This is a genomic window from Paenibacillus sp. 1-18, assembly GCF_000520755.1.
In the GTDB taxonomy this organism is placed as follows: Bacteria; Bacillota; Bacilli; order Paenibacillales; family Paenibacillaceae; genus Paenibacillus; species Paenibacillus brasilensis.
Genome location: NZ_ASSB01000244.1, coordinates 1 through 26,624, shown reverse-complemented (window position 1 = coordinate 26,624; position 26,624 = coordinate 1). Strand labels below are relative to the sequence as shown.

Here is a 26,624-nt window from a genome sequence, read left to right as displayed (position 1 = left end):
GAGAAAAATCAGTTCAAAATTAGATATACGGGAGCTGGATTGGAAAAACAAATAGCCCCCAGCACACAAAAGGTGTTGGAGGCTACAAGTTTACTCTATTCGTATACAAGCTTATTTTACTGTAATAGTCCCATAGAACATGTACATGCCACAATTATACTTATATACACCGGGCTTCAGGTCTTGAGTGTCAAAATAATTATTTTCATGATCCAGAAAAACATCCATTCCGATCTTCAGCGACTGTACTTCATCAATGCAGGTAAAAGATGTAGTTTTCTTGAAATTGATTTTTGTCGGGACACCCGCTTTTACCTCAATATTTTTAGGATAAAAGCCATCATCCTTGACCTCGACCGTAGCAATTTTGTATTTTGTAAGATCCGGTTGCTCTTGAAGTGGCTTGGATTGGCTAGCTGGAAACGACGACGCATTCCCCTGAAAATAAAATAAGGCAAAACCGCCCACGATAAGCGCGACAAAACCAATGAGCACAAAGTGCCAGTTTTTTGAAAAGAATGTTTTCATTCTATCCATCCCTTCCAGTTGATTGTCCGCATGTGGCACATCAACTCTACTCAGTATATATAAATAAATCAAAATTTTAAATACCTTGCCCACACATTTTCACAGACGCGGATGATCCAGCTCGTACAGATTACGGTATCGGGCCTGCTCCTGCCAAAGCTGTGCATGACTGCCTCGCATGGAAATTACACCTTTTTCCATAAAGATCACCTCGTCCATATGCTCCATTCCCGTTAGATGGTGCGTGATCCAGACCAATGTTTTGCCCTCCAGCACCCGAAACATCGTCTGCATGAGTGCATGCTCTGTCAGTGGATCAAGCCCCACCGTTGGCTCATCCAGTAAAACAATCGGGTGATTTTGCAGCAAAATTCGCGCCAGGGCAATGCGCTGTCTTTCTCCACCCGAAAAACGTAGGCCCGTTTCCTGCATCCGGGTATCGTAGCCCTCCGGTAAAGAATCAATCAGGGCTCCAAGCCCCACCTGATCCGTTACTGCACGAACCTCCTCCAGCGAAGCATCGGGGCGCGCCAGCCGAATATTGTTAGCTACCGTCGTATCAAACAAATACGGCTGCTGGTTTAACACCGCAAACAAGCTGGAGTATGCCCCACCGGTATATACGGGTACACCTGCGACAGTTACACTCCCTTCATCCGGCTGCAACGCTCCCTGAATCAGATTCAGCAGCGTGGACTTGCCCGCACCGCTGCGACCAAGCAGCGCAACCTTGCCTCCCTGCGGCACACGCAAGGAAATATGGTGCACGCTCCATTCTTGCGTTGCTGTATAGCGGTAGCTCACGTTATTCAGCAGCAGCTCACCTGCGTTGCCCGATAGCTGGGCGGTAACATGTTCCGCCTCTATTTGGTCTGCTGTGCCTCCTGCTGCTTGCTGCCCTGTATGCACAGAAGCCGAGGCCGAAAACGGTGCAGATACAGCAGTTATAGGTGTATGTTTTTCCGAATCTTTCAACCGTCGTAGTGAATCCTGATACTCCGGTGCATGCACCACCGCTTCTCCAGCCCGTACAAAGGCATCCAACAGCGGAAAGGCGACAAGTGCAAAGGAGGCTAGCCATGTTGCCTCAAGACCATTTTGTGCTACCAGTCCTCCGGCCCATACGGTCATGATCACAATTCCGCCGCCTACCACGCATTGTGCTATCCAATGGGAGCGCCACTCGCCCCGCCGAAGCGAATTTTCCACCATAGCAGCCTTGTTTTGACGCTGTGTAAAGGAGTCCAGGAAATGCCCAGTCCGTCCGCTCAACACCAGATCACTCATGCCGAAGATAGCATCGGTCAGCTCCTGATAAGCTTTGCTCCGTTCCTGCTTGAACGTTCGCCGTTTGGCGAGCGAGGCCCACAGTGAGATGGCCGGGGCGATAAAAAGCAGAAATGCACAATACAGCGCCATGAGCAGAGCAAATGTTCCGTCCATCCACCCCAGTGCTGAAATGCCTATTGCATAAATGAGCAATGCCGATAAGGCAGGCAGGACCAGCTTCAAATAGATATTTTGAAGCTGCTCAATATCCTCAGCAAGCAATCCCAGCAGGTCCCCTGTACGGAATTTGCTGCGGATCATCAGTGCTTGCGGCTCCACTGCCCGATACAGTCTTACCCGCATACGGGACACCAGGCGTAGCGCTGCCTCATGTCCTACCAAGCGCTCCAGGTATTGAATGACCGCTTTACTAAAGCCGAAGGTTCGTACAAGCACTATCGGCACGTACACCATCAATATATTTTCCGGTTTTAACGCCGATCGGGTAATCAGGTGACCGGACGTAAAGAGCAACGCGCCTGCACATCCAATCGCCAATGCGCCCAAAATCGCCGCCGCCAGAAAAGCCCAGAAATATTGTCTCAAATAAGACACAAACCAGCCTTGACCGCTATTGTCCGTCGCTCTCATATCGTTCGTCCCCTCCTTGCGCTGTTCCTGTAAGTAACCGGAAATACATTCCCTTCTGGGCAACCAATTGCTCATGCGAGCCCGCTTCTTCCAAACGACCTTGATTCATCACCCAAACACAGTCCATATCCGGCATCCAATGAAGTCGATGGGTTGCGAGAAGCATTTTTTTGTGCTGCAAAACGGACAAAATCGTCTGCTTCAGCTCCCATTCCGTCTCAATATCCAGATGTGCTGTTGGCTCATCCAATAAAATGACCGGACGATTGCTCAGCAAAGCACGCGCCAATGCAATTCGTTGCGCTTGACCTCCGCTCAACGTCCGTCCTGCTTCACCGATAGGCTCTTCCAGCCCACCTGGAAGTCCATCCACCAGCTCGCGAAGTCCTACCGCGTCAATCGCCCATTCCACCTGATCATTGGATGCCTCCGGCTCATAGAAGCGGATATTATCTGCCAGAGAAGCGCTGAACAGATATGGATGCTGTGGAATATAGGCAATATGCCGCTGCCATTCGGCTTTGGCATCACCCGCTAAAGGACAGCCATTCAGACTCAGCTCGCCCGAAGTCGGGTCGACAAAGCCGCCCAGTAAGCTGAGCAGCGTTGTTTTACCTGCACCGCTGGCTCCGACAATGCCGATCATGTTCATGTGCGGCTCGATGTTTGCAGATACATGGTCAAGCCTCGCGGAGCCGTCCTCATTGAGGAGGCACACATCCGACAGCCTCAGGGTTTCCTGCCCTGTGATGGCTGGACCATTATCTCTGCCGCCATTACCTTCGGCCTTAGCATGAACCTCGTTGCCTCCACTCGTGAATATCTCTGCGGTATGGATATCTCGCTCATCTTTGGTCAGAATAGAGCGCATCGCCCCCCAAGCCTCCTTGCCATCCAGTGAGGCATGATAGTCTGATCCGAGCTGACGAATCGGCATAAAATAATCCGGGGCCAAAATAAGTATCATAAGCGCTGCCTCCAGGCCGACCGATCCACTAATCAGGCGCAGCCCCAAGCCTACCGCTACAAAAGCAACCGACAGCATGCTAAAAAAGTCGAGAGCAAACGAGGAAAGAAACGCTACTCGCAGCGTACGCATCGTTGCCGCCCGGTACTGGTCACTGACCTTCCCGACGGTCTCCCCATGCTCTCGACTGCGGCCCAGAAATCGTAAGGTCTGTAGCCCACGCAGCGAATCCGTGAAATGGTGCGATAGCAGACGATAGGAACGCCACTGCTTGTCTGCCTGCTTCCGCGCCGCCAAGCCGAGCAAAATAAAAAAGCCCACCAGGATCGGCATCGTAGTCGTCAAAATGATACCTGAAATGACATCCAATGTGAAAACATATACAAGCACAAGTAAAGTTACAGCCATCATGTCAATCATACGAGGGATGGACAGCTCCAAATACGTGCGAAAACGATCCACACCGTCCAGCGCCAGCGTTACCAGCTTGCCGCTGCCTTCCTTCGCCGCAAAGCCCGGCCCACGCTCGAACAAACGTGCAAGCAGACGCTCCCGCAAGGAAGCGCCTGCTGCTTCGACGAAACGGCCTGCTGTTCGACGTTGCAGCCAGATCACCGTATGCCTTGCTGCAAAAGCCGCCAAAAACAAAGCCAGTGACGGCCAGGCCATCACCAGCGGATTTTTATTAAATAAAATCGTCACTGCCTTCGCCAAAAAAGTCGCTTGTGCAATCACAGCGGCCCCCTGGAGAAGGGAAAAGGCGGCCAGCAGCAGCATTACCGGCCGAATGCCCTTTAATTCAAACCATGCTTTATCCATTAATATTCCAAATGATCCTTTTCACTAAGACGCTTATGGAAAACAAAGTAGCTCCATGCCTGATAAGCCAATACAAAGGGTAAAAGCGTTGCTGCAACAATCGTCATGGCTTTCAGTGTGTAATGACTGGAGCTTGCATTATAAATCGTCAGATCAAATGCACTGTTGATTGAACTCACCATAAATCTCGGGAACAAGCCGACGAATAATGAAACGAAGGTCAGCAAAATCAAGGCACCCGTCATCCCGAAGGCCCAGCCTTCGCGGCGCTGCTTCAGGAAATACCAGGCCAGCACATAAGCGACCATTCCGACTGCGACCGCCGCATACATAAAGGGACCACGACGTGCGAATACATCGGTTGCAAAATAAGTCCATACCACCATTCCGGCGAGTAAAACACCTAATATCGGCAGGAATTTGGACGCGATCACACGAGCACGATCCCTCACCTCTCCGACCGTCCGCAGAGAAACAAACGTCAGTCCATGCATCAGGCACATCCCGACCACTGTCAGTCCGATCCATACCGTATATCCATTGAACACATCGGAAAATCCGGCTTTTAAATCCATGTTTTGCTGGATAGGTACACCTCTCACCAAAGCTGCAAAAGCCACACCGAACAGCATAGGCGGCAGGAAGCTGCCTATCAGAATGCAAGCATCCCACGTTCCTGTCCACCACTTGCCTTCTGCCTTGCCACGGAATTCAAAGGAAACCCCGCGTAAGATCAAACCTAGCAGAATGAACACAAATACCAGGTAATATCCGCTAAACATGGTCGCATAAAAGTGTGGGAAAGCGGCAAACATCGCACCGGCCGCTGTGACCAGCCATACCTCATTGGCATCCCAGAACGGACCAATCGTATTGATCATCAAGCGTTTTTGCTGGTCGTTACGGGGGACTAAACCTGTAGCCATCCCTACGCCAAAATCGAAGCCCTCCAGAAAGAAAAAGCCTGTAAATAGCACAGCAATCAACAAAAACCATAAATCATTTAGCGACATTGGTGTCACCTCCTTGAGCAAATGGATCATGAATTACCGTATGCTGATGCGGCTCGATATCCGGACCTTTGCGAGCTGTACGAACGAACAGGAATGCCAATACACCTGTCAAAACGACATACAGCGTCGTAAACGCAATCAGTGAGAACAGCACTTCTCCTGCCACAACGGTAGGTGAAACAGAATCCTTCGTTTGAAGCAAACCAAACACAGTCCATGGCTGGCGCCCCATTTCAGTCATAATCCAACCCGCGGTATTCCCAATGAATGGGAGCGATATCCCCCACAGCATAAGACGGAAGAACCACCGATGCGAGCCCTCCAATTTTTTGCGAAAGCTCAGGTAAGCACCGTATAAAGCGAGTGCGATCATGGCACATCCGGCCGCAATCATAATGCGGAAGCTCCAGAAGGTAGTGCGTACTGGCGGAATATAATCACCCGGACCGTAGGTTTTTTCATACTGCGCCTGAAGCTCCTTCATACCAGGCACAGAGCCGGAAAATTTGCTATACGACAGAAAGCTCAGTGCAAAAGGGACTTTAATTTCAAAGGTATTTTCCTGCTTTTCCGGATCAATACCTGCAATAACCGTCCAAGGCGCCGGGTCGCCACTTTTTCCCCACAGAGCTTCACTGGCAGCCATCTTCATGGGTTGTGTTTTGATCAAATATTGAGCCTGTCCATGACCAAACAAAGGAATAGCAATAGCACTGATTAGTGCAACAACAATACTCAACTTAAAAGAAGGCTTAAAAAAGTCCATATTCTTTTTATGCATCAGCTTCCATGCACTAATACCCGCTACGAGGAAAGCCCCGGTTGCAATGGCAGCAAATATGGTGTGAGGATACTCCCACAAAAGCTGCTCGTTCGTTAACAAAGCAGCGAAATCCTGCATTTCTGCACGTCCATTTTCGATCACATATCCTACGGGACGCTGCATGAATGAATTGGCAGCCAGAATCCACAAAGCCGAGAGCATCGTACCGATGGAAACCAGCCACATACAAGTTAAATGGACACCCTTGGACAGCCTTTCCCAACCGAATACCCATAAGCCGATAAAGGTGGATTCCAGAAAAAAGGCAAGCAGCGCTTCAATCGCCAGCGGCGTACCAAATACATCGCCAACAAAACGGGAAAAGTCCGACCAGTTCATCCCGAACTGAAATTCCTGTAAAATCCCGGTGACCACGCCGACTGCAAAGTTGATTAGCAGAAACGTCCCCCAAAATTGAGCCATTTTTTTGTACAAATCATTTTTTTTGATTACATACATGGTCTCCATGATCGCCACCAACAATGACAATCCAATGGAGATCGGCACGTAAACAAAGTGCAGAATCGTCGTTGTCGCAAACTGCATTCGTGCCAATTCTAATACGTCCATGATGTTATTCCTCCCCCTGTGCTTCTCCTAAGAACGATTGATAAATGAGTCTCCGAAGCCAACAATCCATCTTTGTGATAATATTCACATTTTTGCATATGAACTGATCATTTTTTAAGAATGGCTTGCCCAGTCACTTTCGCCATTGATTTCATGACCCGACTTCAGAATAACAACATTATATAGAATAGATTTGAATGAAATAGAATCGAAAGTGTGAACATCGTGTCAAAGTTGTGTCGTAACGATGGCGAATTTTTGAAATCAGCCCAAAACCACTAATAAGTGTGACTTTTTCGATTGATCTGCATATTTCTCTGCGCAAAAAAATCTCTCGTGTAGATGTCAGAGAACCTTCTTCGACATCTGCACGAGAGACTTTGTAGAGTGCAGCCTAGAGAATCTATTAGCCATCCGTTCCTCCGTTCTTCTGAACCCGATTACGGTAGGAGGAAGGCGACATGCCTGCATACTTTTTGAATTTGCTATGGAAGTAATATGAAGTCCAGCATTTGCCTCATAATGATCTCCTTGCCGCCCGAGTCCGTCTGACCTATCCATTTCAATATATGCTCCACCGAGTGATCGACCAGCTCGCCCAATGTAGAATAGGCATAAACATCGGTAATCAAGCTGGAATGCTCCTCCAACACCGCTCGGCTCTGATCCTGTCCAGCCGCATACTTGTTCAGTGCCAATGTAAATGTCTGGGCAAATGCCGCCTTGATTGCAGCTTCTGTACCATAAGCCTGTGGAAATTGAATAGCCATTTCCTTTAATACACGCAACGCTGCTTCCCGGCTTGCCATATCCAGCGCATAGTAAAGCTTCTCTGCGTAACGCACGGAGTCTGCTGTTTTATTGGACGCTTCGTCCATTCCGGTATTCATTGCTTCCAATGGGTGCAGATCACTGGGGAGCATCACTCTCTCCATCCCAAACAGAAAAGTACGCTCCAATAACCTCATTGCCTGTTCAAAAGAGCGGGGAATATCGGTTAATTCCGCCACCGGATCACCGGCTGCCACGTAAATCTCTGTTGCCCACGGCTTCAGCTCTTGCCGCCAGGATGCCAGCATCTGAACAGCGTTTTCCTTCGTTTTTACCGTAGCGGGAAGCAGCAGGCCCGTATAGATTCCGGTCTCAAATACCACACCTCTGCCCTGCTCCCGGTACATCTCCGCCAGATGCTGTTTGGCTGCCGCTTGCCGGGCTTGGCGATCCCAGTCAGGTATCCGCAGATCCAGCAGAATGACTTGATAGCTGCCCCAATCCAAAGCAGGCAGCACCTGATGCTGCCCGTGCTGTTTGGCTTGTCGCGTCCATTCATCCAGAGGACTGCCGGGTTCTATTGCATCGCGTTTAGCTAAATTCTCTTGAACTGAAAATAGCAGTGCCTCGATCCAATCACGCCCATGGTGAGAAGCACCTCCCCACTTGCCGTTTTCTTTTTCGTCCTCAATGCTACGGCGTACCCGTTTCAGCTCTGTTGTCATTTCTTCCTCATCAACAGGCTTCAATAAATAACCATCTACCCCGAAGCCCATGGCTTGCCGGGCATAACCAAAGTCTGCATATCCGCTTAATATGAGAAAATGAAACGGCTCGCTGCTCAACTCGCGTATGCTCTGTATAACCTCGCTGACGCAAATAAAAAGTAACACAGCCGCCCACCACCAGCACCGGAATCATGACAATCAACACGTAGGAGAAGAGCAGCTTATTCCGCATACGCATATTGTTCATCAGATGCCGTACTCCACGATACATGCCATCCCTCCAGTAAGATAAGCGCTTACATTTTCATGCATACCTCAAATTCCATCACGACGTATATGGTTCCAGTTTAAAGCTTCGCAACATTTATATCCATATTTTCTTGCAAATTAAAAATGTGGCGAACGAAGTCACCACACTTTACAGATCATGAACTATTTACGCGCAAAAGGTTCAATATGCACTCCCTGCGGAAGCTTATGCGGATCTTCCGGGTTGATGCGGTCATAGAACATAATACCGTCCAAATGGTCCATTTCATGCTGTACCACAATCGCTGCATAACCTTTGAAGGTCAATAGTTCCTGGGTTCCGTCCGGCAAATAGGCCTTAACGCGAATTTTTTCATAACGCGGAACATATCCGGCTATGTAACGATCCACTGACAAGCATCCTTCACCCTGTTCCAAATAAATCATGGATGTGGAGTGGCTGACCAGCTTCGGATTAAACAGCGCATACTCTATCGTTTGATCTCCATCCTCATAATAGATAGCGCACATTCTTTTATTCAGACCTACCTGGTTAGCGGACAGCCCTACACCCGGGCGCAGCTCATAGCGGGTGGCCAGCTCTTCATTTTGGCTATTTTTCAGATAATCCAGCATCCATTGCATCTGTTGAAGGTCCTCTTCAGACAGCGGCAGGCATACCGGATCAACCTTCGTACGCAAAATTGGTTCCCCTTCACGCACGATATCCTTGGTAAGAAGCATGTCTATAGATTGATTGCTCATTTGTCAGCCTCGATTCATTTAAATAAATATATGATCATATGATGTACTGCAAAAGCCGGGAAATTCCCCGGTTTTCCGCAAGTTTTGTCCCATAAATTATATCTATCTATGAAATGAATTGTCAAAATAAAGCGGTAGGAGAGAGATTGGCGCAATAGCGGTCGCTACGCGGACGGATCATTCTTCCGATTGCTGTTGCCCCCGGATTTCCCGATTAAAATATTCAAGGTAGAACGCCGGGGGCAAAGGCAAACGCTGACGCTTCTTCAGAACGATTCCGCCCTCTCCGCTGCTGTATTCGTTACACGATCATATTAACACTTGTATTGAAAATTTATTGTCAACTTACTTCTCTAAGCTATAGTTCGTATCTTTTTTTCTGAAATTCTAGCCATTAAATATTCATGAGCTTAATTGTTCACCAGCTTAACTAAATAATTTATATCACTTGTTTATGATAAAATACTATTTTTTTCTTGTTGCACAATTTTTTTATATAGACACTTCTTTTGAAAGTAAACCTGTGAAGCCTAGAAAGAAGCAATTTGAAGAATTATATAAACGGGATACAGTGTGGTTAGAAAATGATTTTAAAAAAAGCTTTGATGAGGAAGGCGCAGAAGGGAAAAAGGAAAAAAAGAGGGAACTCGCATTATTAATGAGGCTCTTAGAATGTACTTTAAGGAAAATTGATATTTAATTTATGTAAAAGGCTTCCCAGAGTTTATTTAACTTGGAGGAAGCCTTTTCTGTTTCTCGCTTATAAATAGAATAATAAGAAAAAATACAACAAATTATTAATTATATGTTTGGAATTGTGAGCTTGCTGAACCGTCGTGAACATATAAAAATAATTTGCATGTAGAGCTAAACCAACCATTTATTTTAACCCAAGTAAATGTCAAGGTTGCACGAGCGGGTCTTGAGTCAGTCTGTTTAGGTTGATCAACAACTAAATTGTCTCCACTTGAGTATCCCGCAATTATATCAATATAAGGATCATAAGCGTCTGATATATAGCTATAGCCACCTTGAACTAATGTGTAATCAGCAAAAAATCTTGCTTTAACGTAAGAGGTTTCTTCTCTTACTGTTGCATTTGTAAATGTTCTATAACCAGATCCTCCTGAGGCATATCCCCCTGAAACATCATTTGGAGTAATAACATTTTCTTCCTTTGTTTTCGCATTTGTAAGATCTATTGTTGACTGAATTACGGAACCATCAGGAAATGTGGTTCTTTGTATTTTCAAACCATCTGATGATTCTATTTCACTTGTAATACCAGTACCTTTTTTTCTGGATTGTCAGAATCAGGAAGTTCACCTGCTTTAATCTTTTCTATTAGACTTTGTTGTACCTCTTTAGAAAGACCCAAATCATTTAAATGATCAGATATCTTATCTAAATCCTGACTTGAAAATGTAACAGAAGGGACCTCACTTGCAAAACTAACGGGTGCCACTGAAAGTAAAAGAGAAGCGGACAATATTGCAGATGCTAACTTTTTTCATGTTCTTCCTCCTCTAATATGGTATGATGCTATTGAAAATTAACATATTATAGCTTTATATGTAAAATATTATTAAAATTGGAGGTAATCTCTATGTTCGATGAATTATTTTTTCATGAAATGTCTCTACTTTTTCTCTTAGGAAGTGAAATACTGCTCTTAATTTTTGCGCTTATTTTTATCATTAACATTTTAAAAAAAAACAAAGCTATGCATCAATTAGATGAGATTTTAGCAGAAACAACCCAACTAACAAAATCGAAGTAAGGAGAGGATTCTAATAGGGACCTGGACTATTTCTGTAACCATAATCTACTGGTTCTGCTTTATTCATATTTTTATATGTTCATGTGCGTTGATCTACCTCTTTAAAATAAGAAAAACAAATAAATTATTCCAAAGAAAAATAGAATTGCTCAGTAAGCATATAGAAATACTAAAAGAGCAGATAGACAAAAAATATTAAGTTGCCAGAGAGGTTATAATTTCTCGTTTAATTACATTTACTTTGCGGGTAGTGTCAGCTTCGCTGGTACTACCCATATATCATTGTAACCTCATATTTCTACAAAAAAGAGTTGTAGATTTTTGTCAACAACATCAAATTAAAAATGTCTACGTAAACGTAGTTAATTACGTTTACGTGGACATTTTTAAAATCCAATATACCGTAATTAAGATTCATTAAAATACAAACCTAAATATTTACAATTACATTTATGTAAACATTTTTGTTTCCGAAAAATAAAGGTATTATATAGATTGAACTCGTAAATTATGAGCCATGGCGTTTTCTTTTGTGATAACTATAGCGGTTAGCAGCATTCCTGTTTCAGTCCAAAAACCGTATTGAAACCAGGGTTGCTATTGCTATAATAATCATAGTATGCAACAATGATTTTTAACATTTTTCCAATCATCTTCTTGTTTCTTTGATTATTATACATTTTTTTACATCACGTCTATAAGAGCACCAAGCTAAAACCCTCCTATGCCACAAAGGGTCAGGAGGGTTTTTTTAGAGTTTCCGTACGTTCAAAGCGACATTTCAATAATAATATTGCCTACCTTTAAGACGGCTGCTCCAGTGCGTCAAGTGCATCGTTAAACAGCCTCGCTTTGGGATTTGGCTGAGTCCAGGTATTATAATATTGCGAATTTTTTCCATAAGAATTATCAATGACTACATGCGGCATATCGAGCAGACAGGCCAGAATATGACCGTGCAGCCGTGAGGTGCGAACCTCGCGGTAAGAACTGAACAGCGTGACCGCCTTGTTCATCAGATGGTCAGTGTACTTGTACCAGAATGTACGCGTTGGCAACGGTCCACCGATCCTTTTGTTCAAACGGTAAAACTTCTGAAAGTAGACGATCCCCTTTACCTCCAGCGGAGTGAACAAAGTATCCCAATCCAGACGATGGGCTGCATCGGCCTCGTCGTCGAATTTTTTTTGTCCCCCTACCGTTTCAATATCCGTACGCAGGAAGTACAGTACATCCTTCACTGTTACTGTAGTCGGCTTTAACGGCCAGAGCTGGTGCGCCATATCAGGACATAACGTGATATGGCATTGATTCAGTTTGTCCTTGGCCCACTGATAAGAGCGTGTGTCCCGCACAAACATATGCAGATCGGGGTGGGCGTTGAACAGAGCAGCGACCTCATTGGCCTTCTGTTCAGACTGAAAATGGATTGTCTGCGGCATGATTACAATCCGGTGATTAGGAAAATCCCGCACGATACGTTCTCGCAAGTTTTGATGATTTAAATACAGATCGCCGAAATTACCGCCGCCGTGGCATACGATAATCCAGTCGCCCGGAATGTGGAGCTGATCGGGAATGTCCATAGCGCTGTAACGGGCACGGACATGAATGCCGTTATCTTTGAAGAACGCCTCGGTGCCTTTCATGATGAGTACATCTCCACCGTTATTATAAACGGGATAATCGACATAAATGATATTCGAACCTTGAGGGACTACGTCGAGAATGACGCTCAGCTTATTTTTCAGTTTAGCCATGGGATGCGAATTCGGCATTTTTCAGTTCTCCCTTCCTGCGCTTCTTTTGTATAGTCTGAATGACAAACGTGATGTCACTTTTATCAAAAATGATCCGTGATAGCGGAACATTGAAAAACATAGGGAACGAAAACAATGAGAATGCCAACCGCACACAAGCACCTACGAGCAAAGCAATGGCGATGCCGTCCAGACCGAAAATCGGTGTACAAATAAAAAACAATCCGACGGTGATCGCATAGGCTACAAGTTGTCGGAACAATACAAGCCCCGGACGCCCCAGCGCGTTGAAGGCTGAAGCCAGAATCCATGAGCCGCCACCGATAATACATTCCAGTGACAGCAGGTAGAACGTTAGCGACGCTTCCAGAAAAGCTGGCCCGTACAGCAAACCCAACATATATCGTCCAATGAAAAGGGCAGGTACGATGACGATCAACATGGCGGCCATCGAGATACGGAAGGCACGGCCGACCGTTTCGACAATCTTGCTGTGCTCCATCCCGGTCACCTTGGGAAAAGTGACGTTCGTGACAGCGTTTTGCACCACATTGAATACGCGCGACAAGGCGTAAACAACAGAATATAAGCCGAAAGCTTTGGGAGACAGCAGCGCCACAATCACAATTTTGTCTGTTTGTGTCGACAGGGTCCCCATCAACTCCATCCCGTAGACTCTTGCCCCATAGCTATAATAAGGGCGAAGCACCTGGCGACGGGTAAACGGACGAAAAGCACGCAAATTCATATGCTTGCGCAAACGGAGGAACGCCCACACCAACGCAAGGAAACTCGCGACAAAATTCACAACCCCTGCCAGCTGCACATTGAGCAAGCCCATCAACCACAGGGTCACCAGCCCGATGAAGTTCAGCAACGGGTAGTAAAACAACAAGCCGTTGTAGACGCTAAAGCGATCGAGCCCTTGCGACAGAGCCGTCGTCAGTGCTGTAAGCACCGCGAGCGGTACCGCTGCCGCACAATAGAGCTGAGACAGCTGGATAATATCCGCACCATAGCCATTCAGCCACATGGGCATGCATATCCAGGCCACAGCCCCTGCCAACAAGCTGGCAGGCAACTGAATCCACAGCGACAGCGACAGCAGTTCTTCTGTCGTACCTGTTTTTTTCTTAATATTATAAATGAGTGACGTTGGCAAGCCGAAGCTCAATACGCTGCCGATCAGCGTTGGCCAAAACAGAACCGCTGCCAGCTCCCCTTTCCCCTCTACTCCGAGCATACGCGCGGTCAGAATAGAAGTCAGAGTTGTAACGATCAGTACAAAAAAATTGTTAAAGCTCGTACGCATGATCGTTTTGGCAAGACTGTCACCCGTGAATACTTTCCTTGCTGCTGTCCATGTGCTCATGTCACGTCCAACTCCCATTCCTTATTAAGCCTTTTTTCCGCTCACATCGCGCCTTTCGCCGCACCTCCATTAACCTGCCATTTTTTTGGAATGGCGTTCAGATAGCCGCCCTCCGCCAAGAGGCTCCTCCTGACTTGAAAAAATCGCCTTTAGCGCTCTTTTGTAGCCTTGAATGGCAGCATGGTTTTTCCGGGGCTTCTCTCTCAAAATCTGATACAGTGTCGTCCAGTACAACGCTGCATAACCAATCGGTCCGGAACGCTCGTCCCGCAGCAGATGAATATGATTCATCACCCGCATATAAGTGACCTGCTCCATATTGTCGCGCGAGGACGGCGATTCGTGATGAAGCAACGTGAGCGCTGGATTGATGTACAATGGGCCGCTTTTCATCGCGATACGCGAAAGCAACAGATCCTCTCCTACGCTATAGCTTTGCAGCCAGGGTACGGGCTCCAGACCACGAATGGCCTCTCGGCGAAATGACATATTACACCCATGGAAAAACTCGGTTTTGAACGTCCTTTTCGCCTTGTGCCAGTTGTACATTGAGCCGGACTGACCGCTGAGGGACAACCTTCCCTTGAACCAAGACTGCTGAAATGACAGCAGGCAACGAATCGTCCCCATGAAGCTGTTGCTCATTCCCTCTGCAATGCCGCCAATACCAGCGGCTTGCGGATAAGCTTCATAGGTACTCATTAACTCAGTCAAATAGTTGCTCGGCAACTCTACATCATCGTCAAGGAACAAAATAATGTCACCCTGCGCAAGCTCAACCGTCTTCACACGCGATAACCATAAGCCCGGCTGCTCCTTGCGATGATATCGGTAGGTAATACCCGCTCTGCCCAACTGACGCTCATAACGCTCCAGCACATGCTTCGGCAGTTCTCCATCGTCGATAACCCACAGCTCGGTTTCACATCCCTCCGGTGCTCCGCCAATCGCAATTGAATTGATGCATCGGGTCAGATCGTCAATCCGATTTCGGGTACACAGGGCAATGGACAAGCTTAACATCATACTCCCCCTTTATCCTGTAAATGTCTGTAGAACAGATTACTGAACCGCCGAGCCTAAATACTCGTTGTATTTTTGCTTGCGCGGATTCAGAATGAACAACACCCCCTGCATGTATCCGTCTGCGGCATTAAAATTGCGGCGCAGCGTTTCTTTGAGCATCAAGTAGGATAAGGTCCATAAAAGGGCTCCATACTGGATGGCTCCCGCCTTTTTCAGAGCGAGAAAATAATAGTGGTTGATCGCTGTAGCCTTGGCTACCTTGCCCGCCTTATCACGCGAGCTTGGAGATTCGTGATGGATGATGGTTAAGTCGGGATTTATAACGAGCTTGCCGTAACGACTCGCCAACTGACACATATACAGATCGTCAGCCACAGCATAGCTGGTCATCCACGGGTAGGGCTTCATATCCCGAAGCGCATCTTTTCGGAATGACATATTGCAGCCATGAAAAAATTCGGTGTCAAATATCTCCGTTGCTTCGTTCCAACGCAGTAACGAACCTGCCAGACTGCTGGGTGAAAGTTTGCCGAGGGATGGAGACATCTGAAATGTCAAAACGCCCAGCAGCTTTCCTGCCCGGCTCGAATGTAGTCCCTTTGCAATCCCTCCAACACCCACAATCGTTTCATCCTGGTCATAGGTATCGAGCAAGCGCCGGATATAGAGTTGATCGTCCAGTTCAGCATCATCGTCAAAATACAGCACAATCTCATACCGCACGAGAGACAAGGCTTCATAGCGGGATAGCCAAACACCGGGACGAGTTTTTTTATGATACTTGAGCACGCCTTGGGGCAAGCCGGAAACCATGTCACGATACTGCTCGACCTGTTGGCCGGAAATATCACCGTCATCAACAATCAGCAGTTCTACAGCCGTATGCTCCAGCTGCTGCTGTGCTGCAATAGACTGTATACAGCGTGTCAGGTCTTCGATCCGGTTGCGGGTACAAATGATGATGGAGACATCGGACATGCCATTACCTCCTGTGTGTGTATCCAAAGCTTTGGAAGGGATATTTAAAGTTTTTCCAATTGCTGGATTATATATGTTTATTGTATCTTTGACAGCGTTTGAGTGTATATACCTCTTTTGTATACTTTTTGAGTCTCCAAAAGGGTAGACTATACTCGAAAAAGGGCAAAAAAAGAGGATCGGCTTCTAATGCCAATCCTGATCTAACCTTGAAAGTCCAGAAACAACGTCGCATTTACATACCGGCGTGCCATGGACAAAAAATAACTGTTTTGCACCGATACCGCTGCTACCAGCAATGTATTACGTACCGCCTCACGCTGGCTGGAGTTCAAATACGGTAAACGACGGGTGTATTGATCAGCTGCCTGAATCAGCAGTTCCTCTGTGGCACCTTCCTGACGCTGCTGTCCTGTAGTAAAATTCCCGTTTTCTTTTGCATGCCCGCCCCCTGTCACATCCAGCAGTTGATCTCCGTTCGCATCCAGCTCCTCAAACAAGGCTGAATACGCAGCGTACAAATCCACTGGCTGGATCAGATCATCTGCATCATCTTCAGGCTGTTGGAACAGGATATGAAATAGCTGCCGGATGGATTCAAAATCAAGGCATGATTTTAAATCCTCCACAATGAGCAAAATAGCTGCCTGGTTAACCGAGTATTTTTTGCCGATCTTAGGGGCGCCGAGAAATTCCTTGAAATCACGTTTGACCCAATTTTGCATGGAGGCCAGTGAAACATGGCTATATTCGACCAATTGACCTAGCGAAACGATCTCCTGGAGCGAAAAGGCGGCACTGTGCTTGCCCTTGATGATTTTATCCAGCACAGGCGTCACTTCTGTGTACAAAAATGCTGGCATCGTGCTGCCGGAACGGTCCAGTTGACTATGAGTCCGTCTCCAGGCATCCTGAAGAACAGCCAAAGGCTGCAATTCGCGGCGACCTTCCATGGCCAGCAGCAAATGGGCCATATCACGGCGAGTGAGGGTAAAAGACTCCATCTGCTTTCCTCCCTTTAAACCATTTCAAGTTCATTTGAACCCATCATACGCCCTCGAACTAGGCTTGTAAAGCAAAGCAATGTGCCGTGCGGGTTCTATAATGCCTTGTTTTCTGATCAAATTGAAGGTAGGTGACCCGCCACACTTCCATATGAACCTTGTATATTTTCTTTTAAGTTCTTAAAATAAGTTCAAGTGAACTTAAAATGGAGTTCCTTAAAAATTTGAACGAAAAAGGGATGAGTGAAAATTATATGGGTATAGGTGTCAGTCTATTTTTGTTTGCGGTGTTGATTTTATTTAGTGCTTTCTTCGTGGCTACCGAGTTTGCGATTATTAAAATCCGTTCCAGCCGGGTTGATCAGCTGGTAGTGGAAAACCGTAAAAATGCACTGGCGTTACAAAAGGTCGTCAATAATCTGGACGGCTACTTGTCCGCCTGTCAGCTTGGTATTACGATTACAGCCCTGGGACTCGGCTGGCTCGGTGAACCGACCGTGGTCAAATTGCTGGAGCCTCTCTTTCAACAGCTCAACATCAATGGGGATTTTTCACATATCCTGGCCTTTATTATTTCATTTGTCATTGTAACTTACCTGCACGTGGTGATCGGTGAACTGGCTCCCAAAACATTGGCTATCCGCAAAGCGGAAGCAATCAGCCTCTTAACCTCCCCCGTTATCGTGTGGTTTAATCGGATTATGTATCCGTTTATCTGGCTCCTTAACGGCTCTGCCAACCGTCTGGTTCGTCTGTTCGGTCTTCAACCGGCAAGCGAACACGAAGAAGCGCATTCTCAGGAAGAAATTCAAATCATTTTGTCCGAAAGCGTGGAAAGTGGTAAGATCAATAACACCGAATATGGCTACGTGAATCGGATCTTTGCTTTTGACGAGACCGTTGCCAAAGAAATTATGGTGCCACGTACAGATATGGTATGCTTGTTTACGAATCGCTCGCTGAAAGAAAACATGCTGACTATTCATGAAGAACAGTATACCCGTTTTCCAGTGGCGACAGATAGCAAGGATCAGATCATCGGTATGATTAATACCAAGCAACTGTTCCTTCAGTATGATCGCAACCAGGAGCTTGATTTCAATAGTTTGATTCAGCCGATCTTGACCGTTCCGGAAGTTATGCCCGTTAACACGCTGCTGAAACGCATGCAGAAGGAGCAGGTCCATATTGCTCTTCTCGTCGATGAATACGGCGGAACCTCCGGTCTCATTACTATTGAGGACATTTTGGAGGAAATTGTTGGCGAAATCCGAGACGAATTTGATAAGGATGAACGGAAGGAAATCGAGAAACTGACGGAGAACAGTTATTTGATGGATGGTAAAGTACTGCTTTCCGAGCTGAGTGATTTGACTGGCTTGACATTGGACGATGAAGACGTGGATACTGTCGGAGGGTGGGTGTATAGCCGGGTTCCGGAACCAAGACAGGGCAAGGAATTCATAGAAGATGATGTAAAATTTATCATTCGTGAAATGGGTAAAAATCGTATTCGTCGGGTGGAAATTATTTTACACCAGAAATCCCCGATATCGGAATTAGAAACGAAATCGGACTCTTCTTCCCGGGAGTGAACCGTTGTGACCTGAGCGACCTGTATTTTGCACTTGCCACTAGCGTTCACTCCTACTGAAATGACATATTTTTAGGGCAAATGACTCAGGTCGTTTGCCCTGCACGCGTGTAAGGAGGAACTAGTAAAGTGGATATTTTATCATCTATTATTATGGGAATTATTGAAGGGCTGACAGAGTTTTTGCCGGTCTCTTCGACGGGTCACATGATCCTGACGGCTGATCTTCTCGGGCTAAACACAGAGAATGATACGGTCAAAACGTTTGAGGTTATCGTGCAATTAGGTGCTGTGCTGGCAGTTGTGGTATTGTATTGGCGCAGATTTCTGAGCCTGTTTGATTTCAGACGCAGAATCTCAACCCAGCCACGTCTAAATCTGCTGCATATTATTTTAGCCATGATTCCTGCGGGGTTGATTGGCGTACTGTTCCGTGATGTAATCAAGCAATACCTGTTTGGTCCTGAGACCGTTTTGTACAGCTTGGTTATCGGGGGCCTGCTGATGATCGCCGCTGAGAAATTTCATCCCCCCATTAAATCGCAAACCATTGATGAAATTACGTATAAACAAGCATTTACGATTGGTTTGTTTCAGGTCCTGGCGCTATGGCCAGGCTTCTCCCGTTCAGGCTCAACCATGTCCGGGGGCCTATTTGCACGTGTAAGTCATACGGCAGCTGCGGAATTTACATTCCTGGTGTCCGTTCCGGTTATGCTGGGCGCCTCGGGCATTGATATGATCAAAAGTATGGATCATCTGTCTATGAGCGATTTTCCGGTATTTGCGGCCGGCTTTATTACCGCCTTTATCGTCGGGATGCTAGCAATCAAAACATTCCTCGGTCTGCTCAAACGCTTGAGCCTGACTTCATTCGCCATCTACCGTTTCGTACTGGCGGCTGTGTTCTTTTTCATTATTTTGTAAGCCATTGTTTGTTGCTTTATAACCAAAAAGGGATATCCGCACGGCATGAACCATCTGCCCTCGGATATCCCTTTTTTGATCATACTGAAACCATATTTACTGAAATGATAAATAAACTCATTCCATTCTTGAATCTGCGTTCAGATTATTGTTTGGATTCCAGCGTAGTCAGGTACTCAGAAACTTGAGCTGGCGTTTTGGCAAATTTGCTGTGCAAATGGGCAATTTTTTCACCGTTGCGGAAAACGAGCAGGCTTGGAATGCCTCGTACCTGATTTTCCTCGGCAATCGGCTGGAATTTCTCGGCGTCGAGCGCAAAGAAACGCTTATCTGCGTTTTCCGCGATAATGCCGTCCATGAATTTATCCAGTGTCTTGCAATCCGGACACCAGGTTGTATCAAATTTTACGACGGTCAGGCCGTCACCATTAATCAAATCCTGATATTGCTGCTGTGATTCAATGCGTTCCATGGGCATTTCCCTCCTAGGGTATATTTATGAACGTCTCCATACTCAAGTACGGATGATAAACCTGAGCTTATTCTTATATTGTAATGATTCTCTCATATATTGCAACTGCAGCGAGTACACGTTAGCATATCAGCGGTACTGCGCATCATAACGATTGGCCCGGCTGATTTGCTGTAGTGCCTGCCGCTCTTGTTGGGTTAAGGGCGGGATCTTCGCTGCTGCGGTATTATGCTCCAATTGCCGCAATGAGCTTGCACCCGGGATGACAGCCGCGACAGCTGGATGAGACAGGCTGTAACGGATTGCTGTCTGCTCCATGCTGCAATCTGTCCCTGCGAATGCCCTTAATTGCTTTCGTACATCCAGCAGCTCAGCTTCTTCATAGTCCAGATATCCCTTCGCTGCCTTTCCTTCCCCTCCATCGGCCAATACGCCGCTGGCGACAGGCCCGCGTGCAATCACACTAATTCCCCGCTCCTGAAGCAACGGCAGCACCTCTTCCTCTGCACGCCGATCCAGCAAACTATACTGATTCATCACACTGACGATATTTGAGCGTTTGACATATTCTCGAATGACGTGAGGACGAATCGAAGAAATACCATAGTAACGGATGACGCCTTCTCTCTTGAGCTGTTCAAAAGCCTCAATCGTCTCGTCGATGGGATCATCTATCGTTCCTCCGTGAAGCTGATACAGGTCGATATAATCCGTTCCAAGGCGGCGCAGACTCTCTTTGACTGCAGACAGAATGTATGACTTGGACGGGTCCCATCCCCAGCCCTCTTGTCCCGGTAGACGCCGATTGCCAACCTTGGTTGCCAGGATGACATCCTGCCGTCGCCCGCGGATCGCCGCGCCCACAATTTCCTCATTGCGCCCATGATGGTACAAATCGGCTGTATCCAGCAGATTTACGCCCCTGTCTAACGCTTCATGTATCAGGTAGACCCCTTGCTGCTCCTCCGTACCAATCGACATACATCCCAAGCCAATCTCGCCCACCAGTAATTCCGAAGATCCCAGACGGTTTTTTTTCATTTATGTTCCCCCTTGCGTCTATTTTTGTGTAACATCAAGTATTGAATTTCTCTTTATTATACGTATTCAAGTGCCCTGAACCAAACTTGAACCTAGCCTATCCAGACAAAACACGAGTTTCAGTCAGTATAAAAATAAACGCCAAAGGATCGAGATATCACATTCTCTTCCTTTGGCGTTTATTGTTTAAAACCAATATAAAAGCTTTATCCAAGCAACCACGCGACAGCTTTGGGAAATTGGCGCCGAAAGTGGTTTATGTTATGAACTGCTCCCTTATCCTTTACCAACCGTACCTCACGCTCCGTCAAACCATAGGCAAGCAGTGTATCACATACCTGGAGCGTCAGCGGAACCATATCTTTTTGTACAGTCGTTTTCCCTTCACCTTCACAGGTGCCGACAGATACATAAAAGCGGTGTGTTCCAGCCGTTACAGCGGCATTAGATGCTGACTGCACGTACTCAATCATACCCGGGTACCAGTAGGAGCCTGAAATCGAGCCGATGCGTCCAAACACGTCCGCATATCGAAAAGCGGCATACATGGAAATCAGTCCACCCAGCGAGGCGCCGATGATTCCTGTATGCTTCGGTCCGGTTTGAACCGGATATCCCGCCTCAACGTGTGGCATTATTTGGGTAACCATAAATTCCAGATAAGCATCGCCGCCCCCGCCAAAAGCAGGCCTGCCTTCTACTAAAGCTACCGCCTGCCAAGGTGTATAGTCATCCAGCCGATTTACTGGCTGAATGCCCACCAGTACTACACGGGGCAGCTCCCCCGTAGCAAAACACCGCTCCAGCTCATCCAGGCTGCCTAGAAATAATGAACTGCCATCCTGCACATACAGCACAGGATACAGCTCATTATGATTCACGGAGACGGGAGGTGTATAGACGTGCACAAGATACCCATCTAGTAAAACTTCATCTATATGCCCTTTCATTTCAACGCAGCATCAATTTCCTTGATCATTTCAGATACGGATTCCAGACCATTACCTGACAGGTACCAGTAGTTAGGATCAAGGTATACAATATGACCGTTTTTAAATGCATTGGTTTTCTTCACCAATTCGTTCTCAATGGTTTGTTTACCTGTAACCTGTTCCTTACCTTCCTCGACTACCACAGCCCCACGGTCAACAACAAAAATATAATCCGGATTTTTTTGCTGTACATATTCAAAAGAAACCTTTTGTCCATGCGTGGATACTTTAATGTCAGGATCTACAGTTGTGATGCCAAAAGCATCATGAATGATGCCGAAGCGGGATTGTGAGCCATATGCGCTCAGGCTTCCTTCATTCGTCAGCACGATCAAGCCTTTAGCTTTGCTCGCTACAGCCTTATCATGCACAGCCTTGATGGAGCTGTCAATCGCAGCCAGTTCCTGTTTGGCAGCATCTTCTTTGTCAAAGATTTGCCCCAGCGTTTCTACGTTTTTCTTAAAGGAATTGATATAATCCTTGGTATCAACAGCCATCGAAATAGTAGGTGCAATTTTGCTCAATTCTTTGTATGCATCTGCTTGTTGTCGGGTGATAAAAAAGTGTGGAACCAGTAGAAAATTCTGGATAAGTATAGGAAAAGTTTAGAATGACTTGCATACATATTGCCTTTCTCCTTGCAGTCTAAGTGTTTTCGTATTTCTAAACTTCTGCAGGAATTGGCAAAGAGTAGATCGAGCATTGATTTCAATTGCGTATAATTTTATCACTATAGGTAATAATATCAATTGTTGTTAAAACTAAATTAAGGAGGCTATACCCATGGAAGAGCAACAGGTTATATTAAAAATTGGAGAGAAAGAATACCAATGTCCTACTTTACAAGTTGAAGATTCAAATGCGATGGTAAGGTCAATGGATTGTGCTTGTGGTTGTGCTGGTAATGCCGGAGCAGGCAGTGGATCTGGTTTACAATAAATTACGATACGTAATGATGGTAAATCACGATATTAGACAGAGTCGTAGTCCCGGCTCACATTCATTGGTAAGTCGGAATGGAATAAGCCTGGGTAAAATCCCGGGCTTATTTATGGGAACGCTTAAATGATGAAGAGTTAGTTGAGAGCAGGCCGTAATCTGAACTATTTACGTGAGCACTTGGAACGACCATATATTCGGACAAAAAGTTACGTTAAAGCGATATTCAATATTGTAAATTGGCCTTCAGGTCGCACCGTAGTTATCGTCTGTCTATTCTGGCACTTTTTACGGTGATGTTTCTATCTCGACCGGATCTATCGGCAAAATGCATCGCGTTCGGCAACGGTAATCCAGATATCCACGAATAAGCTTTCTGGGATTGCCCACTTATGTTTTCCGGCTTCGCCAATCAGCTCCAATGTAGTTCTATTGCTACCCCCCATAGCTTACTCGTAATGGTGCAACACCCTATCACCTTAAGGCAACAGGTACGGGGTGACAATATTAATTATCTCTATATACTTCATAACCATCCAACGGGTCATTTATGAATTGATGTACAAGTTAATTTATACAGTTTAATAATGTTGTTAAAAATTAAAGTATACTGATGTCCTACTTTTAAAGTTGAAGGTTCGCATAAGATGGTATGGTCAGAGACTTGTGATTGTGCATGTATTAGTAATCCTGTAGGCATGGTGGGGAACAAAATTTCGTTATGTAAAGGTGGTAAATACGATGTTAGATAGAGTTTTAATCCCGACACGACTTTCATTGATCTATCGGAATGGAGTAAGTCTGGGCTATAATCCCGGGCTCAATTTATGGGAGCGCTTAGATGATGATACTGCTGAGGTATTGCGATGGCTTCGAGCAGGTCGTAGTCGAAACGATATACGTGAGCACTTGGAACGGCGTTTTGATTATATTCCAGCCTTGGCCTTGAATCGTCTTGAGGAGATTCTTAAATGGTGTGTCTTACGAAGATTGCTTTATCTCGACCGAGAGCCGCAAATACCTGAACTTGTCCATTCCGATAATTCTTTAAAAACTGTGTATTGGGTCTGTACTCAAGCTTGCAACTTACGTTGTACTTATTGTTACCAAGTAGCTTCGATGGCCCGTCCGCACGAATTAACTACATCTGAGGCCATTGACTTAGTGGATCAGGTGGTGGAAACTGGTGCCACGACACTTATCTTTACCGGAGGAGAGCCCATGACGAGGCGTGATCTGCTGGATATAGCCCGCTATGCCCGAAGCCGTGGCCTACGTACGAATATCATCAGTAATGGTCATTATATAACTCCAAAGAATATCAACAAAATCGCATCCATTTTTAATGAGGTGACGATCAGTCTTGATCATGGCCTTGCCGAACACCATGATCATCATCGAGGTAAGGGGAGTTGGCAACGGGTTGTTCATGCTATTGACTTACTTATAAATGCTGGAGTAAACGTAAACATTAACTCCGTACTTTCACAACTTGGTCTCCGAGATGTAAAAGAATTGCTCAGTTTTGCGCGCAATCGACAATTGGGTGTCCATCGAATCATTCCGCAATTCCCAATGGGGCGAGGTGGTTGTAACCGCAACAGTGAGCTTAGCCCAAGCGAACTGATGAGCCTGAATGATCAGCTTTATCGTGCCAACCAAGAGCTGACAAGCGAAAGTGACACCCAGATACAAACGGAAGGGTCCTACAGCAGGAAGAAGAGTCGTCGAAACCACTGTGGTGCCGGACTGAGCGAAATCTCAATAGACCCGGAGGGCTGGGTTTTTCCATGCAAACTACTTCAATATTCAGAGTTCAAAACCGATAACATTCGGGATCGTCGCCTAGCTGAAATTTTCCAAAACCACCCTTCATTTAAGGTGATTCAGAGCAAGGTAGTCGATAAACTATCATCCTGTAAGACATGTATCATCAAGAATCACTGTGGAGGTGGTTGCCGAGGGATACATTATTCGTTTACAGAGAAATATATCCAGTCAGATCAGATGTTCTGTGCCTACCTGCGCAGCACCTTTGAACACCAAACTTGGAGCAGCACGGGCGATATTCCGTCTGCCCGTAAAGTCCACTTCTATGACTAAACGGTATATTCCATACAAACTACTAGTGTTTTAGTCAAAGAAGAGAAGGAGGCAAACTTATGAATAAAGTGCAACGCATACCGGAAGTGATATGGGATCAGATAGATGGGGAAACAGTGCTCTGCCACACTGGAACCGGTGTGTTTTTCACCACAAACGATATCGGTGCTCTTATTTGGGAATTATGTGATGGTCTAACGTCTGTTAAAATATTGGAGGAATTACAAAAATTCTACCCTCAAGAAGATTTCCAAAGGCTGTCCGCAGATGTAGGTCATTTTATCGAATCCTTGCTAGATGTAGGGCTGATCGACATTATTAGTGATTGAGAAAAATGGAGGTATGTTATATGTCCGTAAGAATTACTGAAAGTTGCGTTACCTGTGGTGCATGCGAGTGGGAATGTCCGAATGAGGCAATCAAGCCGGGATCGTTGCGTCCGGTTGTAGACCTGAATGTTTGCACCGAATGCTACGGATTCTTTGGAGAGAGCCAATGTATTGTAGTATGCCCCGCTGATGCGATTATGGTAGAACATGAACCGGTAGAACAGCTCATGAAACGGTTTAAGCAGGTTCATCCGAACCGAACAGCGTACAATACATCGATCTGGCAACGCATTTAACGAAACATATAATTGACGTTGAGGAGTTGATTTTGTATCAACTGGAATTATTTCCGAAGTAACCTTTACCTTTATAGGATACAGACAGAAATACACTTCAAACGTTGAACCATACCGTATTGAGTTAACTGGTGAAATCCACTAATGGAGCAGCTCCCAACTTTCTTTTCTTCGTGTTATCACATGTCTCGGAAAATCCCAGTAAAATCAACAAATTTGGTTCCTTACTTTTTAATTACCTGACACTTGTCTGCCACCGATGATGATGAGTTCAGGAGAATCGTTTTGCCGAGATCATCCACCAAACCGCGCAACGTCTTCATAATCTGAACCGAATGCTTCATATCCAGATTGTTCAGCGGTTCATCCAGCAGTATGTATTCCGTGTCCTGTGCCAGAATCATGGCAATAAAAGCTCGCTGCCGCTGTCCACCACTAAGCAAATCAATATGCTTGTCCTTCATATCCTCCAGTCCCATGTAGGCCATAGACTGCTCCACCATTTTGCGATCCTCGCTGTTCAGCCTGCCCTTGGAATACGGAAAACGGCCGAAGCTCACCAGCTCCTTCACAGTTAGGCGGATATTCACATCATTCGTCTGTTTTAAAATAGAAATCTTCCGCGCCAGCTCCTCGCTTTGGGTCACGCTCACCGCCTGCCCATCAATGAGGATTTCCCCCTCATCACTGTCTGTCAGGCGACTGATCATCGACAACAATGTGCTTTTCCCCGCGCCATTGGGTCCAATAAAGGAGGTAATGGTGCCTTTCGGTACGGTGACGGATACCTGATCCACCACATTTTTATTCCCGTAGCGTTTAGATACGTTTTTGACTTCTACCATGATTTATTCTCCC

25 protein-coding genes and 2 pseudogenes are annotated in these 26,624 nt (G+C 46.0%); 8 read left to right on the top strand and 19 right to left on the bottom strand.

The window, feature by feature from the left end; genetic code table 11:
- Window positions 1-111 precede the first annotated feature (111 nt).
- From L693_RS0115275 to def, 7 genes and pseudogenes are all read right to left on the bottom strand, one after another.
- Entirely contained in the window at window positions 112-528 is a 417-nt protein-coding gene (locus L693_RS0115275) for a cupredoxin domain-containing protein (protein WP_025717993.1), read from the bottom strand.
- A 99-nt stretch (window positions 529-627) separates the two neighbouring features.
- On the bottom strand, window positions 628-2,448 hold the full coding sequence (cydC, locus tag L693_RS0115270; RefSeq protein WP_025717992.1) for a thiol reductant ABC exporter subunit CydC: 1,821 nt from the start codon (window positions 2,446-2,448) through the stop codon (window positions 628-630).
- On the bottom strand, window positions 2,429-4,234 hold the full coding sequence (gene cydD / locus L693_RS0115265) for a thiol reductant ABC exporter subunit CydD (protein ID WP_025717990.1): 1,806 nt from the start codon (window positions 4,232-4,234) through the stop codon (window positions 2,429-2,431). Before cydD ends, cydC begins: the two co-directional genes overlap by 20 nt.
- Window positions 4,234-5,247 (bottom strand): cytochrome d ubiquinol oxidase subunit II, encoded by a 1,014-nt coding sequence (gene cydB, locus L693_RS0115260; RefSeq protein WP_025717989.1) that lies wholly within the window; start codon window positions 5,245-5,247, stop codon window positions 4,234-4,236. The genes cydD and cydB overlap by 1 nt, the downstream gene beginning before the upstream one ends.
- Window positions 5,234-6,640 carry a cytochrome ubiquinol oxidase subunit I gene (locus L693_RS0115255; RefSeq protein ID WP_025717988.1) on the bottom strand — a complete coding sequence of 469 codons (1,407 nt, stop codon included), beginning with the start codon at window positions 6,638-6,640 and terminating at the stop codon, window positions 5,234-5,236. The genes cydB and L693_RS0115255 overlap by 14 nt, the downstream gene beginning before the upstream one ends.
- A gap of 406 nt (window positions 6,641-7,046) precedes the next feature.
- Window positions 7,047-8,280, bottom strand: a pseudogene (locus tag L693_RS0115250) (response regulator transcription factor); the annotation flags it as partial.
- A gap of 291 nt (window positions 8,281-8,571) precedes the next feature.
- Window positions 8,572-9,153, bottom strand: a complete 582-nt coding sequence (def, locus tag L693_RS0115245) for a peptide deformylase (protein WP_025717987.1) — start codon at window positions 9,151-9,153, stop codon at window positions 8,572-8,574.
- Between the two features lie 523 nt (window positions 9,154-9,676).
- On the opposite strand from def, the gene L693_RS30065 reads away from it, so the two are divergent.
- Window positions 9,677-9,853: a hypothetical protein gene (locus L693_RS30065; RefSeq protein WP_197029959.1), complete on the top strand. Its 177-nt coding sequence runs from the start codon at window positions 9,677-9,679 to the stop codon at window positions 9,851-9,853.
- Window positions 9,854-9,950: 97 nt separating this feature from the next.
- Here the strand turns inward: L693_RS30065 and L693_RS28165 are convergent, their stop codons facing one another.
- A complete protein-coding gene (locus L693_RS28165) occupies window positions 9,951-10,406 on the bottom strand; it encodes a hypothetical protein (protein ID WP_231503661.1) in 456 nt (151 codons plus the stop codon).
- Between the two features lie 14 nt (window positions 10,407-10,420).
- Complete coding sequence (locus tag L693_RS31490; RefSeq protein ID WP_025717986.1) at window positions 10,421-10,642, bottom strand: hypothetical protein; 222 nt, start codon at window positions 10,640-10,642, stop codon at window positions 10,421-10,423.
- Between the two features lie 117 nt (window positions 10,643-10,759).
- Between L693_RS31490 and L693_RS30640 the strand changes: the two genes are divergently transcribed.
- Complete coding sequence (locus L693_RS30640; protein ID WP_197029957.1) at window positions 10,760-10,933, top strand: hypothetical protein; 174 nt, start codon at window positions 10,760-10,762, stop codon at window positions 10,931-10,933.
- A gap of 803 nt (window positions 10,934-11,736) precedes the next feature.
- Here the strand turns inward: L693_RS30640 and L693_RS0115220 are convergent.
- From L693_RS0115220 to L693_RS0115195, 5 genes are all read right to left on the bottom strand, one after another.
- Complete coding sequence (locus L693_RS0115220) at window positions 11,737-12,711, bottom strand: polysaccharide pyruvyl transferase family protein (protein WP_025717985.1); 975 nt, start codon at window positions 12,709-12,711, stop codon at window positions 11,737-11,739.
- Window positions 12,686-14,065, bottom strand: a complete 1,380-nt coding sequence (locus L693_RS0115215) for a lipopolysaccharide biosynthesis protein (RefSeq protein ID WP_025717984.1) — start codon at window positions 14,063-14,065, stop codon at window positions 12,686-12,688. The genes L693_RS0115220 and L693_RS0115215 overlap by 26 nt, the downstream gene beginning before the upstream one ends.
- A 69-nt stretch (window positions 14,066-14,134) precedes the next feature.
- On the bottom strand, window positions 14,135-15,088 hold the full coding sequence (locus L693_RS0115210; protein ID WP_025717983.1) for a glycosyltransferase family 2 protein: 954 nt from the start codon (window positions 15,086-15,088) through the stop codon (window positions 14,135-14,137).
- 39 nt (window positions 15,089-15,127) lie between these two features.
- Window positions 15,128-16,069, bottom strand: coding sequence for a glycosyltransferase family 2 protein (locus tag L693_RS0115205; RefSeq protein WP_025717982.1), 942 nt, complete (start codon window positions 16,067-16,069; stop codon window positions 15,128-15,130).
- A gap of 203 nt (window positions 16,070-16,272) precedes the next feature.
- On the bottom strand, window positions 16,273-17,073 hold the full coding sequence (locus L693_RS0115195) for a DUF1836 domain-containing protein (protein WP_025717981.1): 801 nt from the start codon (window positions 17,071-17,073) through the stop codon (window positions 16,273-16,275).
- Between the two features lie 224 nt (window positions 17,074-17,297).
- Between L693_RS0115195 and L693_RS0115190 the strand changes: the two genes are divergently transcribed.
- Together L693_RS0115190 and bacA are read left to right on the top strand one after the other, a co-directional pair.
- Complete coding sequence (locus L693_RS0115190; RefSeq protein ID WP_025717980.1) at window positions 17,298-18,668, top strand: hemolysin family protein; 1,371 nt, start codon at window positions 17,298-17,300, stop codon at window positions 18,666-18,668.
- A 128-nt stretch (window positions 18,669-18,796) separates the two neighbouring features.
- On the top strand, window positions 18,797-19,594 hold the full coding sequence (bacA, locus tag L693_RS0115185) for an undecaprenyl-diphosphate phosphatase (protein WP_025717979.1): 798 nt from the start codon (window positions 18,797-18,799) through the stop codon (window positions 19,592-19,594).
- Window positions 19,595-19,739: 145 nt separating this feature from the next.
- On the opposite strand, the gene L693_RS0115180 is transcribed toward bacA, so the two are convergent.
- From L693_RS0115180 to L693_RS0115165, 4 genes are all read right to left on the bottom strand, one after another.
- Complete coding sequence (locus L693_RS0115180; RefSeq protein WP_025717978.1) at window positions 19,740-20,066, bottom strand: thioredoxin family protein; 327 nt, start codon at window positions 20,064-20,066, stop codon at window positions 19,740-19,742.
- 129 nt (window positions 20,067-20,195) lie between these two features.
- Window positions 20,196-21,107, bottom strand: a complete 912-nt coding sequence (locus L693_RS0115175; RefSeq protein ID WP_025717977.1) for an aldo/keto reductase — start codon at window positions 21,105-21,107, stop codon at window positions 20,196-20,198.
- A gap of 206 nt (window positions 21,108-21,313) precedes the next feature.
- The gene (locus tag L693_RS0115170) at window positions 21,314-22,057 is read right to left on the bottom strand and encodes an alpha/beta hydrolase (protein WP_025717976.1); all 744 of its coding nucleotides are present in this window, start codon (window positions 22,055-22,057) and stop codon (window positions 21,314-21,316) included.
- Window positions 22,054-22,695, bottom strand: coding sequence for an ABC transporter substrate-binding protein (locus L693_RS0115165; RefSeq protein WP_269320851.1), 642 nt, complete (start codon window positions 22,693-22,695; stop codon window positions 22,054-22,056). The genes L693_RS0115170 and L693_RS0115165 overlap by 4 nt, the downstream gene beginning before the upstream one ends.
- Window positions 22,696-22,882: 187 nt before the next feature.
- On the opposite strand from L693_RS0115165, the gene L693_RS30060 reads away from it, so the two are divergent.
- The 4 genes from L693_RS30060 to L693_RS0115145 all read left to right on the top strand — a co-directional run bounded on the left by L693_RS30060 (window position 22,883) and on the right by L693_RS0115145 (window position 25,766).
- The gene (locus tag L693_RS30060; protein ID WP_155983843.1) at window positions 22,883-23,038 is read left to right on the top strand and encodes a hypothetical protein; all 156 of its coding nucleotides are present in this window, start codon (window positions 22,883-22,885) and stop codon (window positions 23,036-23,038) included.
- 741 nt (window positions 23,039-23,779) lie between these two features.
- Complete coding sequence (locus L693_RS0115155) at window positions 23,780-25,141, top strand: radical SAM/SPASM domain-containing protein (RefSeq protein WP_025717974.1); 1,362 nt, start codon at window positions 23,780-23,782, stop codon at window positions 25,139-25,141.
- 59 nt (window positions 25,142-25,200) lie between these two features.
- On the top strand, window positions 25,201-25,470 hold the full coding sequence (locus L693_RS0115150) for a PqqD family protein (protein ID WP_025717973.1): 270 nt from the start codon (window positions 25,201-25,203) through the stop codon (window positions 25,468-25,470).
- Between the two features lie 20 nt (window positions 25,471-25,490).
- Window positions 25,491-25,766, top strand: a complete 276-nt coding sequence (locus tag L693_RS0115145) for a 4Fe-4S binding protein (protein ID WP_025717972.1) — start codon at window positions 25,491-25,493, stop codon at window positions 25,764-25,766.
- Between the two features lie 272 nt (window positions 25,767-26,038).
- On the opposite strand, the pseudogene L693_RS0115140 reads toward L693_RS0115145, so the two are convergent.
- Window positions 26,039-26,611 (bottom strand): annotated as a pseudogene (locus L693_RS0115140) (iron ABC transporter ATP-binding protein); the annotation flags it as partial.
- Between the last annotated feature and the right edge of the window lie 13 nt (window positions 26,612-26,624).